Source organism: Pacificibacter sp. (assembly GCF_039769035.1).
In the GTDB taxonomy this organism is placed as follows: Bacteria; Pseudomonadota; Alphaproteobacteria; order Rhodobacterales; family Rhodobacteraceae; genus Celeribacter.
On record NZ_JBDMZG010000102.1, the window covers coordinates 1 to 13,822 of the forward strand.

Sequence of the window (13,822 nt, forward strand, 5' to 3'; positions counted from 1 at the left end):
CGGCCCCAAAGCTCTGCATTCACAAAGTTAGCGATACGCCCCAACAGCAACCCAACCGGTGCGGACATCGCCAGCAGATCTGCCAAGGACAACAGGGGCAGTTTTTTCGAACGCCCATACAAGAACGCAGCGACAGCCACGCCCAAAAAGCCGCCGTGAAACGCCATGCCGCCTTGCCAAATCATCGGAATTTCGATGGGGTTCGCAAGGAAATGCGCTGGCTTGTAAAACAGCACATAGCCCAGACGACCACCGACGATAACGCCCAGCACCAACCACGACACCAAATCGTCCAATTGCTCGCGCGCCATAGGCGGCGTTGCCGCAGGCCACAAGCGGTTTGCTTTAAGTGCGGCCTTCGCCAAGCCCCACGCGATCAGAATGCCCGCGATATACGCCAAGGCGTACCAATGCAGGGCAAAGTTGATAGGGCCCAGCTCAATAGTGAAGAGCACGGGCGAAATATCGGGAAAGCGGATGGCGGCGGGCAAAATAAACATGCGCGCATCTGTCTTGGCATTTGGGTGAGAGTCAACCTTGTGATTTGCCGCTATTCCCCCCATATACTAACAAACGACGACTTCGCACCGCGTCTGGGCACACTCTGACCGCCCGCGCCTGCCAAACGATGCACTGGAGAGCCCCATGCAAACGCGCAACAAAATTCTCGACGATTTTTCCCAACTGATGACCAATGCTATGGGCGTGGCCCAAGGCGCAAAAGACGAAGCCGACACTGCCCTAAAGGGCATGGTGGATCGCTGGCTTGCGGATCGTGACTTTGTGACACGTGACGAATTCGAAGCGGTGCGTTTGATGGCGCAAAAAGCGCGCGAAGAAAACATCGCTTTGACGGCACGCCTTGAGGCGTTGGAAGCGGCAGCTCAGACCAAAGCAAAATCTACAAAATCATAAGTTTTCGCTGATGATTTTTGAGGTGGGGGCGTTTTGCGCCCCCTTTTTTGTTGGAAATTCCAAACTTGCCTGTTTCGCAGGCGTTTGCTAGATCCACGATATTGCGAAATTCCTGATTTTTCTAATTTTGTCAAAGCCTTGTGGATAACTCGGCTGATACGGTGATTTGCGCTGTTTACCTGTGGGTAAGCACGATTGCTGGGGATAACGTGAAAGTTTTGCTTTACAGCTCCGCCCTTTCGTCACACCATATCTAGTATGGATCGGCAAAATATCCGCCGCCCATAGATCAGGCACCTAGTCTTGGTAGTGGTGTTGAGCAGCGCCGCAGAACCAAAGACGATAATGAAAGCGAGGCTGCACATGTCGCTGAACGAATCGTCCTACACAGAAGATCTTCACCCCATTGACCTTGTTGAAACCATGGCTGTTTCACATGATTGGGATTTTGACCGCGTCACAGATGACCAAATTGCCATGGCAGTTGTTGGCCAGTGGCGGACCTATTCCATCACGTTGGCTTGGTCCGACTTTGACGAAACACTGCGGTTGATTTGCACCTTTGACATGGAGCCTCCCGAAGAGCGACTGCCACAGATCTACGAAGTTTTGAGCTATGCGAACGATGAAAGCTGGGCGGGTTCGTTCACCTATTGGAATGACCAAAAGTTGATGGTGTACCGTTATGGTCTTTTGCTGGATGGCGGTCAGGTCGCTTGCAAAAAGCAAATCGATCGCATGATCAATTCCGCAGTGGCTTCGGCCGAGCGTTTCTATCCTGCGTTCCAATTGGTTGCATGGGCCGAACGGTCGCCAATTGATGCGATGGATGTTGCGATCCGCGAAGCTTACGGGCGCGCTTAAATCAAATTCGCTGTCCTTGCGGGTTCGCATTGCACAGCGCCAAAGACAAGTTACACTGCCCCCTGACGCCCTCAGGGGGTATTTCTTTTGCTTGAATTTGGAGTGGGTCATGGATGATCTAAAAACACGCGGCTTGGTTTTGTTGGGATGTGGCAAAATGGGCTCGGCGATGCTTAAGGGCTGGTTGGCAAACGGTTTGCCCGCCACCTCGGTCACGGTGCTGGACCCATACCCATCTGATTGGCTCAAAGGCACAGGCGTGCATTTGAACACCGATTTGCCAAGCAATCCGGCCATCGTCTTGGTCGCGGTCAAGCCGCAAATGATGGGCGATGCATTGCCAAGCCTGCAAGCGCTGGGCAACGGCGACACTGTGTTCTTGTCTGTGGCGGCTGGCATCACCATTCAAACTTACGAAGACATGCTGGGGGCCAATACGCCGATCATTCGCGCCATGCCCAACACGCCCGCCGCTATTGGGCGCGGCATTACGGGCATCGTTGGCAATGCGGTATCCAGTGCGGCGCAAATCGATCTGGCCGATCAGCTGTTGCAAGCAGTGGGGCAGGTGGTGCGTTTGGAAGATGAAGGCCAAATTCGCGCGCTGACCGCCGTGTCAGGTTGTGGCCCCGCCTATGTGTTTCATCTGATCGAGGCGATGGCGGCCGCTGGTGAGGCGGCGGGTCTGCCTGCTGAAATGGCTTTGCAATTGGCCAAGGCCACCGTTGCAGGTGCAGGCGCTTTGGCAGAGGACGCAGACGAGTCGCCCTCGCAGTTGCGCATTAATGTGACCTCGCCCAATGGCGTCACCGCTGAAGCCTTGCGCGTGTTGATGAATGAAGAGGACGGTTTCCCGCCACTTTTGGACCGTGCGATCAAAGCAGCCGTGCAACGTGATGCGGAGTTGGCGGAATGAGCGACGAGATCACCTTTGACGATTTTATGAAAGTCGACGTGCGCGTTGGCGTCATCACACGCGCCGAGCCTTACCCAGAGGCCCGCAAGCCTGCGATCAAGCTTTGGATCGATTTTGGCGGCGATATCGGCGAGAAAAAATCATCCGCGCAGATCACCGCACATTACACGCCCGAGACGCTTGTGGGCACGCAAGTGATGGCCGTGGTCAATTTCCCACCCCGTCAGATTGGCAAGTTCATGTCCGAGGTGCTTGTGCTTGGCTTCCCCGACGAAGACGGCGAAGTTGTGCTGGCCCGTCCAGACCAATCTTTGCCCATTTCTGTGCCAACTGGAGGACGTTTGCATTGAAACTTCTTGTTACACAAACTTTGCCGGATGCCGTCGAGGCCGCCATTGGTGAGAAGTTCGACACCACCTTTCGGGCCGGACGCCCCATGACATCCGACGAGGCGCGCAGTGCCTTGCAGACATATGATGCCATCTTGCCCACCTTGGGTGATCAGTTCAGCGCACAAGCGTTTGAAGGCGATCTGCGGTGCAAGGTCTTGGCCAACTTTGGTGTCGGCTACAATCATATCGATGTGGCGGCTGCCAAGGGGGCAGGCCTTCAGGTCAGCAACACCCCAGGTGCGGTGACAGATGCGACAGCGGATATCGCTTTGACGTTGATGCTGATGACAGCGCGGCGCGCCTCAGAAGGCGAAGCGATGCTGCGTGCAGGCCAGTGGACCGGCTGGGCACCGACGCAATTGTTGGGCATGCATCTGACTGGCAAAACGCTAGGTGTGATCGGCATGGGGCGGATTGGCAAAGCCATCGCCAAGCGCAGCCATTTCGGTTTTGGCATGGATGTCGTGTTCTTTAACCGCTCATCGGTGCCAGCGTTCGACGTGCCATGCGAGCAACTCGACAGTATTGATGCGGTGATGCAGCGGGCTGATGTTGTGGTTTTGGCGGTGCCTGCAACGCCTGAGACCCATCATCTGATCAATGCGGACACTCTTAAGAACATGCAATCGCATGCCATTTTGGTGAATATTGCGCGCGGCGATATCGTTGAGGAAGCGGCTTTGATCGATGCACTCAGCACGGGGCAGATCGCAGGCGCAGGCTTGGATGTGTACGAAAAAGAGCCATCAGTGCCCCAAGCGTTGATCGATTTACCAAATTGCAGCTTGTTGCCGCACCTTGGAACCGCTGCTTTGGAGGTTCGCGAATCTATGGGGTTCATGGCGTTCGACAATTTGGTCGCCTTTGCTCAAGCGAAACCCTTGCCAAACGCTGTGTGAGCCATTTGTGACGCAGCGTTACAAATTCGACCAATTTTAAGGCGCTCGGCGCCTGTCTGACCAAACGTTACTCTGGCGTCTGATCGCCGGTCTCACTGCGCCAATGTCTGCGGCACAACGAGACATAGCGTTCGTTGCCGCCAATCTCGACCTGTGCGCCCGCCGTCAGCACTGTACCGTCTTCGGCCGTGCGGATCACCATCGTGGCTTTTTTTCCGCAGTGACAGATCGTGCGCACTTCGCGCATTTCATCTGCAAGCGCCAGAAGGGCAGCAGAGCCAGGAAAGAGGTTTCCTTGAAAATCAAGGCGCAAGCCGTAGGCCATGATTGGCACGCCCAGATCATCGACAGCACGCGCCAATTGCCAAACTTGGGCTTTGGACAAGAACTGTGCCTCGTCGATAAAAATGCAATCGACATGTGATTTTTCCAAGCGGGCTTGGATTTTTGCGAATAAATCTTCGCCCTCAGCAAAGGTATCAGCGGCTTCGCCAATGCCAATCCGCGAGGCAATCCGCCCTTCGCCAGCACGGTTGTCGAACTGCGCCGTGATCAAATACGTGTCCATGCCGCGTTCGCGATAGTTGTGCGATGCTTGCAGCAACAACGTCGATTTACCGGCGTTCATCGTCGAATACTGAAAATAAAGTTTAGCCATAGATCAGGGTGTGCCCAATGTGGGCGGCGTGATCAAGAGTGTGGGATGAAAAATTTATCGGATGTGGTGGGTAGAAGTTTTGTAACTGGAAAACTTAAACGATCTCGTGTCGTCCTTACGGACAATTGGGATGAGGGACGCAAGATCAATACTCGTAACTCGAACTAAACCTGTGGCCGCAACCACACAAAACTTCCACCCGACCAGCACCTATTGGCAAAACAGCTGCCAAAACTCATAAACCCCGTAACATCAGGTTGTCATGGTTTTGCCATGTGGTAGATAAATTGATAATGGGAAATGCGAGTGAGAATTCCCCCCAGCGGGAATCCTTTTGATATTGGATCGAGGTTAAAGATGGATGCTGCAGGCAATTATCTTAAAAAACACGCTGAGGCTCTTGTCAAAGACGTTGGGCTTGAAGCGGCTTGTGCGTTGACTGGAAAGTCGAAAGCCACCTTGGGGCGATACTATTCTACAGCTGAGGAACACGCTGATCGCTTTATGCCAGTGGACGCTGTTGCGCAGCTTGAAGCGGCCTCAAGCTATCCGCATGTGACGTCTGCTTTGGCCGAATTGCGCGGGATCACGATGTCGTACAATTCGGCAAAGAAGAATTCCAAGGACGTTGAAGGGGGCGTGAACAACGACGTTATCGCTTTGTCTCAACGCTTTGCCATGTTGATGGGCGAATACACCGCCTCCATGGAAGATGGCATCATCACCATCAATGAGGCCAAGCGCCTGTTGCGCGAAACGCTTGAGCTGCAACAAGTTCTGATGTCGATGAAGATGCATTTGGAAGACGAAGCGACCTAAGGTTTGCTTGTTTTGTCAGGTTAAGAAACAAAAACGGCGTCTCGATTGAGACGCCGTTTTGTATTTTAGGCTGTTACGCCGATGCTTTGCGACGACGGTTGCCGCCACCAGGCTTGCCAGATTTGGCACCGCCACCGGGACGTCCGCCACCGGACTTGTTAAAGCCGCCACCGCCGCCACCACGGCGTTGACCACCGCCACCGCCGCCGCCACGACGATTGCCGCCGCCGCCACGTTTCGGACCAGGCATTGCGGCATCATCAGACCAAGAGGCCGGTGTCGCCACAGGAATAGTGATTTTCATCACTTTCTCGATGGCGCGGAATTCGCCCAACTCAGCTGGTGAACAGAAGGCCACGGCCTTGCCATCACGTCCCGCACGCGCTGTGCGACCAATACGGTGCACATAGTTTTCAGGCACGTTTGGCAATTCGTAGTTGTAGACGTAGCGCACCAAAGGAATGTCGATGCCGCGGGCCGCAACATCTGTCGCAACCAACACATCCAATTTGCCGTCACGCGCCATTTTCAATGTGCGTTCACGTTGGCCTTGGGATTTGTTGCCGTGGATGGAGCCGGATTTAAACCCTGCCGCTTCCAACTGTTTGGACATCCGCTCTGCGCCATGTTTCGTGCGCGCGAAGACCAAAGCCAATTCGCCTTTGTGCTCGGACAGGTGCTTTTTCAGCAGCTCAGGTTTGTCAGATTGACCAACATAGTGCACCTCTTGGGTGATTTTGTCGGCCGCTTTGCCCGCAGGGGACACCTCGATGCGCACTGGTGACGTCAAATAGCTTTGCGCCATTTCGTTCATGTGCTTGTTCATCGTGGCAGAAAACAGCATCGTTTGACGCTCTTTCGCCAACATCGGCACCAATTTGCGCAAGGCATGGATGAAACCCATGTCGAGCATTTGGTCAGCTTCGTCCAGCACCAAGAACGATGTCTCGTCCAAACGGATGGCGCGACGATCAATAAGGTCCATCAAACGACCAGGAGTGGCGACCAAAACGTCTGTGCCGCGCTCAAGGCGTTTGACTTGTGCGTTGATCGACACACCACCAACCACGCGGTTGATTTTCAGATGTGTGTCTTTCATGAACGGGAACAGGCTGTCAGCGATCTGGTTCACCAACTCGCGGGTCGGGGCCAAGATCAAAGCGCGTGTTGTTTTCGCGTTCGGTTTTGTGCCCGCACCCAAAAGCTGGTCCATCAAAGGCAGGCCAAAAGCGAGCGTTTTGCCCGTGCCTGTTTGCGCCAAACCCATCACGTCGCGGCCGTTCATCACTTCTGGGATGGCACGGGCTTGGATTGGGGTAGGCTCTTTGAGGCCCATTTGGTTGAGCATAGTCAAAAGGCGCGGCTTGAGGCCGAGCATTGTAAAATCAGTCATGTATCTCTTTCTGTGAGAAGAACCCACACGCAAAAAGAACGCCCCAAAAGGAGCGTTTTATCAGGTCGCAGGAAAGGTCTCCGTCAATGCGCATCGCGCGCACCGCGTTATCCTGCCGGACCCCTTGCGTGACTGTGGGAACCATGGGCAGCGTACTGCCCGATATTGACACCTGCGGCGCGGAGCATAGCTCAGAGCGGCTGCTCACGCGGCAGCATAGGATGTCGATAGGGGGCGTATGGGCCTCGACGGGCCGTGAGTCAAGGTTTTTCGCTGCGGGTGCGAAGTACGTTGAGGGCGACAAGCAATGACATCTCACAGATAAGCTGCGGCGAAATGCTCATGCGTGCTCTTTAACGCAGGTTGAAGGAAGGCTATCTGGGCAGCTTTATGTTGCGGTCTAGTTTGTTTTTTCCACGGGCGGGTTTATCCAAACTCTTAGCTCTGATTCATCATCGTTTAGGCGTCTTACCGCTGCGGCGCCAAGGCGCGTTTCTGATTTCTCGTATTCATTGTAAGTGCCGTTGCCAAGCAAGGTTGGGCGTACGGTTGGCTGTGAGGCAATGTCAAAACACTGGATCAAGAACGGCGCGACTGGAGGCCTGAGTGACAGTTTGCCGTTGCACTCAAGGGTATGCACGTCTTCATAGGCCGGTGATCCCAACACAGACCCTGCGAGTTCAAAGTTGCTGTAGGGTATGGTTGCCGAAAACCGGACCTGCCCGATAAGCCCATTGGAACATTTTGTTTTTATTCTACCGATGTTCTTGGATTTCGGAGTTGGGAAGCGGCCGGTACATACCACGGCGTTTTCCGCCACTCGGTAGGTCTTTGCCTCATCCACAGGGGCAGCCAACGTGCCCGCGAGAGGTTTACCTGACCTGTCCACAACCGCTACCGGCTGTTTCGGCGTATTGACAAGCTCAACCGCTAAACCCACGGCAATGGCAGGGACTGGGGCTGCTGCGATGACAACCTCTGCGCAACCTGACACCAAAAAGGGTGAAGCGACGACAAGGAAGCGAGAAATGATTTTTTTCATTCCACGAGTAGACACTGAAATGTCTGACTTGGCTACAGTAGATAAATCGTCCTGCACGAAACGCTGGAAACGATGGTGTGCAGTATCCGAGGTCAGGTGAGTACGCTTCTAAGCAAAAATGACGGACATTTATCAACAACATCATCTGACTGAGCATTCGTCCGTGCAATCGAATACCCCAAACGAAAATGGGCACCCCGAAGGATGCCCATAGTCAAATCGTGTTGCGCGGCTTGTTTACGATGCAGCCTGCTCTTGCAAGCTTTCCACTTCGATCTCGCCTTCGCCACGTGATTTCATGGCCATGGCCGCAGCGTGTGCGCCGGCGGCTGTGGTGAAGTAGGGGATTTTGTCGTAGAGCGCGACTTTGCGGATTTCGCGGCTGTCTTCGACGGCCTGTGCCCCCTCGGTGGTGTTGAGCACCAGCGCGATGTCGTCGTTTTTGAGCATATCGACGATGTTCGGGCGGCCTTCGTAGACTTTGTTCACAACCGTGCTGGTCACGTCATTGTCTTTCAGGAAAGCGGCCGTGCCGCGTGTGGCGACGATTTCAAACCCAAGGTCTGTCAGCGTTGTGACGGCTTCGATCATGGCGTCGGTTTTGTCCATGTCTTTGATCGACAAGAAGACTTTGCCAGTCTCAGGCAGAACCGTGCCAGCGCCAAGCTGTGCTTTCAAGAAGGCGCGTGCGAAGGTTTTGTCAGAGCCCATGACCTCACCTGTGGAGCGCATTTCTGGCCCAAGGATCGTGTCCACACCAGGGAAACGCGCAAACGGCAGAACCGCTTCTTTCACCGCGAAACGACCGGTTTTGGAGCTGTCGACCAGATCAAAGGTGTTGAGCTTTTCACCCGCCATAACGCGCGCCGCGATAGACGCGATTGGTGAATTCACAGCCTTGGCCACGAAAGGCACGGTGCGTGAAGCGCGTGGGTTCACCTCGATCAGGTAGATTTCATTGTCTTTCACTGCGAACTGGATGTTCATCAGGCCGACAACGTTCAAAGACAGCGCCAAGGCGCGGGTTTGACGGTGCAGCTCGGCGATGATGTCTTCAGACAGGGAATATGGCGGCAAGGAACACGCGGAGTCACCAGAGTGCACGCCCGCTTCTTCGATGTGCTGCATGATGCCCGCAACATGTACGTCGGTGCCGTCGCAAAGCGCATCCACGTCGATCTCAACCGCGCCGGACAGGTAGCTGTCCAAGAGCACTGGGCTGTCGCCAGAAACGACAACGGCGGATGAAATGTAGCGTTTCAACTGGTCCATATCGCGCACGATTTCCATCGCACGACCACCCAGAACGTAGGAGGGGCGAATGACCAGCGGGAAGCCGATCTCCGCTGCGATTTCAATGGCTTCCGCATCTGTAGAAGCGATGCCGTTTTTCGGCTGTTTCAACTCAAGGCGGTTCACGAGGTCTTGGAAACGCTCACGGTCTTCAGCCAAATCGATGGCGTCAGGCGAGGTGCCCAAGATCGGAATGCCTTCAGCTTCCAAAGCGTTGGCGAGTTTCAGTGGGGTTTGACCACCGAACTGAACGATCACACCGTGCAATGTGCCGTTGTCTTGCTCAACGCGCAGGATTTCCATCACGTGTTCGAATGTCAGCGGCTCAAAATACAAGCGATCCGAGGTGTCGTAGTCGGTGGACACTGTTTCGGGGTTACAGTTGATCATGATTGTCTCATAGCCCTGATCGGTGAGCGAGAAACAAGCGTGACAACAGCAGTAATCGAACTCGATGCCTTGGCCGATGCGGTTCGGACCGCCGCCCAAGATCACCACTTTTTTGCGATCTGATGGACGTGCTTCACATTCGACGTCGCCCATCATTGGGGACTCGTAAGTGGAGTACATGTAAGGTGTTTGCGCTTCGAATTCAGCCGCACAGGTGTCGATGCGTTTGAACACTGCGTTGACGCCCAAGTTGCGGCGTGCACGGCGGATGTTGGCCTCATCGCGACCTGTGAGTGTCGCAAGGCGCGCATCTGTAAAGCCGAGCATCTTGACGTTGCGCAAACCGTCTTCTGAAACGGGCAGGCCGTCTTTGCGGATCACAGCTTCGGCCTCGATGATTTCGCGGATGCGCTCAAGGAACCAAGGGTCGTATGAGTTCGCGGCGTGAATTTCGTCGTTGGTCAGACCGAAACGCATCGCTTGGGCGATGACGCGCAAACGATCCGGAGTGGCTTTGGACAACGCTTTGATCACGGCAGATTTTTCAGGTGCGCCGTCGATTTCAATCTCGTCAAAGCCAGACAGGCCAGTTTCCATCGACGCCAAAGCTTTTTGCATGGATTCGTGGAAGGTACGGCCAATCGCCATGACCTCGCCCACAGATTTCATAGCAGTGGACAGGTTCGGCTCAGAGCCTGCGAATTTCTCGAACGCAAAGCGCGGGATCTTGGTGACAACGTAGTCGATTGTGGGCTCGAACGATGCTGGCGTCACTTTGGTGATGTCGTTGTCGAGCTCATCCAATGTGTAGCCAACTGCGAGCTTGGCAGCGATTTTGGCAATCGGGAAACCGGTCGCTTTTGAGGCCAGCGCAGAAGAGCGTGACACGCGTGGGTTCATTTCGATTACAACCATGCGGCCGTCAGCTGGGTTCACAGACCACTGCACGTTGGAGCCGCCTGTTTCAACGCCGATCTCACGCAACACGTTGATCGAATGGGTGCGCATCAGTTGGTATTCTTTGTCGGTCAATGTCAGCGCAGGGGCCACAGTGACAGAGTCGCCCGTGTGCACGCCCATCGGGTCGACGTTTTCAATGGAACAGACGATGATGGCGTTGTCGGCTGTGTCGCGGACCACTTCCATCTCGTATTCTTTCCAACCCAGCAGGCTTTCGTCCACAAGGATCTGCGCCATCGGGGACGCTTCCAAACCGGAGCGACAGAAGTGTTCGTAGTCATCACGGTTGTAAGCAACACCGCCACCTGTGCCACCCAAGGTGAAGGCAGGGCGAATAATAGCCGGCAGACCGATTTCTTCGAGCACCGCAAAGGCGTCTTTCATGCCGGCTGCGATATCGTATTTGCCGTCTTCGCCTTTGGGCGCTGCAACGATTTCCGCTTTCGGGTTTTCAATGCCCAAACGATCCATCGCTTCACGGAACAATTTGCGATCTTCTGCCATTTCGATCGCGGCGCGTTTCGCACCAATCAGTTCCACGTTGAATTTTTCCAAAACGCCCAAGTCGTCCAGCTCAAGCGCTGTGTTCAGACCTGTTTGGCCACCCATGGTGGGCAGCAACGCATCGGGGCGTTCTTTTTCGATAATCTTGGCGACAACTTCGGCTGTGATCGGCTCGATGTATGTTGCATCGGCGAGGCCAGGGTCGGTCATGATGGTCGCAGGGTTGGAGTTCACCAGAATGACACGGTAGCCTTCTTCGCGCAGTGCCTTACAGGCTTGTGCACCAGAATAATCAAACTCACAGGCTTGGCCGATAACAATCGGTCCCGCGCCAATGATCATGATGGAGGAGATGTCGGTTCTTTTAGGCATGGCAGACCCCAGTATTTTTGCAGGCGCAATCCACCGCACAAGACGGTGAAAGCAAATTGTCGTGAGTTATAGGGATGCGCGGCCTATGCGCAAGGGGCTGCGGTGGGCTTTTCCTGCAAACCATTGAGATTCTTTTTGGTGTTTATTGCATGGGCCGCAAATACGGGCGTGCCGTGGGCGATTTAAGCAAACGACGCGCGGATTTCGCGGGCAAATCGCAAAATATGCAGACCAAAGCCGTGACGGATTGCAGGCGGTGATTCTTGGCTTTGCCCGATACTTTGGGGTGTTTTCACGGGCCAAGAGGGCTGGGACACGCGAATTGCAGCAGATAGGGCACTGATCGCCCCCGCAAGGCTTGACTTTCTCGGCTCAGAACGGTGTATCAGCGCGACGGCTAAATATTAGTCCAAGACCTAAGGATTCCGAATTATGCACGCTTATCGTAGCCATACCTGCGCCGATCTCACCAAGGCCAATGTGGGCGAAACTGTCCGCCTTTCTGGCTGGGTTCACCGTATCCGCGATCATGGCGGCATTTTGTTCATCGATTTGCGCGATCACTACGGCATCACGCAGGTGCTGTGTGACCCTGACAGCCCCGTGTTTAAAGACATGGAAAAAGTCCGCTCTGAATGGTGTATCCGCATCGACGGCAACGTCATGGCGCGTGATGAGAGCCTTGTGAACGACAAATTGCCAACCGGCGAAATCGAAGTCTTCATTCGCGACCTCGAAGTTCTGGGCGCCTCTGACGAACTGCCTTTGATGGTGTTCGGCGATCAAGAGTACCCTGAAGAAACGCGTTTGAAATACCGCTACCTCGATCTGCGCCGTGAAAAGCTGCAAAACAACATGAAGCTGCGTTCCGACGTTGTGAAAGACCTGCGCGAACGTATGTGGGCCAAGGACTTCAACGAATTCCAAACGCCGATTATCACAGCCTCTTCACCTGAAGGCGCACGTGACTTCCTCGTGCCATCGCGTTTGCACCCTGGTAAATTTTACGCGCTGCCACAGGCGCCACAGCAGTTCAAACAGCTTCTTATGGTCTCTGGCTTTGATAAATACTTCCAAATCGCGCCCTGTTTCCGCGACGAAGACCCGCGCGCTGATCGTTCGCCCACCGACTTCTACCAACTCGATGTGGAAATGAGCTACGTCACGCAGCAGGACATTTTCGACACTGTTGAGCCGGTCATCGGCGGCATGTTTGAAAAGTTCGGCAAAGGTCGTCCGGTCAACAAAGACTGGCCACAGATTTCTTACAAAGACGCGGCTCTTTGGTACGGTTCTGACAAGCCAGACCTGCGCAACCCGATCAAAATGCAAGTTGTGTCCGAGCACTTCGCAGGATCAGGTTTTGCCATCTTCGCCAAATTGCTTGAGCAAGAAGGCACTGAAATCCGTGCAATTCCTGCGCCAAAAGGTGGCTCACGCAAATTCTGTGACCGCATGAACAAATTCGCGCAACAAGAAGGTCTGCCTGGCATGGGCTACATCTTCTGGCGTGACCAAGGCGAAGGCCTTGAGGCCGCTGGCCCATTGGCCAAAAACATCGGTCCAGAGCGCACAGAAGCTATTCGTCAGCAACTTGGTCTTGGCCTTGGTGATGCGGCGTTCTTCTTGGGCGGCAAACCGAAAGCGTTCGAATCTGTTGCGGGCCGTGCGCGCAATGTGATCGGTGAGGAACTCAAACTCACAGACAAAGACAGCTTCCAATTCGCTTGGATCGTCGATTTCCCAATCTACGAAAAAGACGAAGAAACCGGCAAAATCGACTTCGAACACAACCCGTTCTCAATGCCACAAGGCGGCATGGAAGCGCTCAACGGTGATCCGCTTGAAGTGCTTGGCTACCAGTATGACTTGGCGTGTAACGGCTATGAATTGGTCTCTGGCGCGGTGCGCAACCACTCGCCTGAAATCATGTACAAAGCGTTTGAAATTGCTGGCTACCCGCCAGAAGAGGTTAACAAGCGCTTCGGTGGCATGGTCAACGCGTTCCAATACGGTGCGCCGCCCCACGGTGGTTGTGCGATGGGGATCGACCGCGCTGTGATGCTTTTGGCTGATGAAGCCAACATCCGCGAAGTGATCTTGTTCCCAATGAACCAACGCGCAGAAGATTTGATGATGGGCGCGCCAAACGAGCCTATGAACGAACAGCTGCGTGAGTTGCACTTGCGGACGATCCCTGCCGAAGACTAAGGGCGGGCGATCTTGAATTTGAATGGGCGCGGGGGCAACTCCGCGCCTTTTCTTATGCGCCCGTTGTGGCCTGTGACTTGCCGCATTTTCCAGATCGTCCAACGCCGAAGGCGCTGCATCAGCTTGCGCTTAGATGGCGCGTTTTTGGTCGATGCGTTTTTGAACCAATCCGGTGATGCGCGCGATGTCGGACC

13 protein-coding genes are annotated in these 13,822 nt (G+C 54.5%); 8 read left to right on the forward strand and 5 right to left on the reverse strand.

Annotated features, from left to right (window positions below; all coding sequences use genetic code 11):
• The coding region (gene lgt / locus ABF287_RS09300) for a prolipoprotein diacylglyceryl transferase (protein ID WP_347184745.1) at window positions 1-491 on the reverse strand (491 nt) is incomplete at its 3' end.
• A gap of 154 nt (window positions 492-645) precedes the next feature.
• Here lgt and ABF287_RS09305 point away from each other — a divergent pair.
• The 5 genes from ABF287_RS09305 (at window position 646) to ABF287_RS09325 (ending at window position 3,986) form a co-directional block, all read left to right on the forward strand.
• On the forward strand, window positions 646-915 hold the full coding sequence (locus tag ABF287_RS09305) for an accessory factor UbiK family protein (RefSeq protein WP_347184733.1): 270 nt from the start codon (window positions 646-648) through the stop codon (window positions 913-915).
• A 363-nt stretch (window positions 916-1,278) separates the two neighbouring features.
• Window positions 1,279-1,779 carry a YbjN domain-containing protein gene (locus ABF287_RS09310; protein ID WP_347184734.1) on the forward strand — a complete coding sequence of 167 codons (501 nt, stop codon included), beginning with the start codon at window positions 1,279-1,281 and terminating at the stop codon, window positions 1,777-1,779.
• 109 nt (window positions 1,780-1,888) lie between these two features.
• Window positions 1,889-2,695: a pyrroline-5-carboxylate reductase gene (proC, locus tag ABF287_RS09315; protein ID WP_347184735.1), complete on the forward strand. Its 807-nt coding sequence runs from the start codon at window positions 1,889-1,891 to the stop codon at window positions 2,693-2,695.
• Complete coding sequence (locus ABF287_RS09320; protein WP_347184736.1) at window positions 2,692-3,045, forward strand: tRNA-binding protein; 354 nt, start codon at window positions 2,692-2,694, stop codon at window positions 3,043-3,045. The genes proC and ABF287_RS09320 overlap by 4 nt, the downstream gene beginning before the upstream one ends.
• On the forward strand, window positions 3,042-3,986 hold the full coding sequence (locus ABF287_RS09325; protein ID WP_347184737.1) for a D-glycerate dehydrogenase: 945 nt from the start codon (window positions 3,042-3,044) through the stop codon (window positions 3,984-3,986). Before ABF287_RS09320 ends, ABF287_RS09325 begins: the two co-directional genes overlap by 4 nt.
• Before the next feature lie 67 nt (window positions 3,987-4,053).
• Here ABF287_RS09325 and ABF287_RS09330 read toward each other — a convergent pair whose 3' ends face one another.
• Window positions 4,054-4,644 carry a thymidine kinase gene (locus ABF287_RS09330; RefSeq protein WP_347184738.1) on the reverse strand — a complete coding sequence of 197 codons (591 nt, stop codon included), beginning with the start codon at window positions 4,642-4,644 and terminating at the stop codon, window positions 4,054-4,056.
• Between the two features lie 357 nt (window positions 4,645-5,001).
• On the opposite strand from ABF287_RS09330, the gene ABF287_RS09335 reads away from it, so the two are divergent.
• Window positions 5,002-5,463 (forward strand): hypothetical protein, encoded by a 462-nt coding sequence (locus ABF287_RS09335; protein WP_347184739.1) that lies wholly within the window; start codon window positions 5,002-5,004, stop codon window positions 5,461-5,463.
• Between the two features lie 73 nt (window positions 5,464-5,536).
• On the opposite strand, the gene ABF287_RS09340 is transcribed toward ABF287_RS09335, so the two are convergent.
• The 3 genes from ABF287_RS09340 to carB all read right to left on the reverse strand — a co-directional run bounded on the left by ABF287_RS09340 (window position 5,537) and on the right by carB (window position 11,417).
• Window positions 5,537-6,856: a DEAD/DEAH box helicase gene (locus tag ABF287_RS09340; protein WP_347184740.1), complete on the reverse strand. Its 1,320-nt coding sequence runs from the start codon at window positions 6,854-6,856 to the stop codon at window positions 5,537-5,539.
• Window positions 6,857-7,256: 400 nt separating this feature from the next.
• Window positions 7,257-7,898: a hypothetical protein gene (locus ABF287_RS09345; protein WP_347184741.1), complete on the reverse strand. Its 642-nt coding sequence runs from the start codon at window positions 7,896-7,898 to the stop codon at window positions 7,257-7,259.
• Window positions 7,899-8,135: 237 nt separating this feature from the next.
• Window positions 8,136-11,417 carry a carbamoyl-phosphate synthase large subunit gene (gene carB / locus ABF287_RS09350; RefSeq protein ID WP_347184742.1) on the reverse strand — a complete coding sequence of 1,094 codons (3,282 nt, stop codon included), beginning with the start codon at window positions 11,415-11,417 and terminating at the stop codon, window positions 8,136-8,138.
• 432 nt (window positions 11,418-11,849) lie between these two features.
• On the opposite strand from carB, the gene aspS reads away from it, so the two are divergent.
• Window positions 11,850-13,628 carry an aspartate--tRNA ligase gene (gene aspS / locus ABF287_RS09355; protein WP_347184743.1) on the forward strand — a complete coding sequence of 593 codons (1,779 nt, stop codon included), beginning with the start codon at window positions 11,850-11,852 and terminating at the stop codon, window positions 13,626-13,628.
• A 12-nt stretch (window positions 13,629-13,640) separates the two neighbouring features.
• A partial coding sequence (locus tag ABF287_RS09360; RefSeq protein ID WP_347184744.1) for a hypothetical protein occupies window positions 13,641-13,822 on the forward strand: 182 nt, incomplete at its 3' end.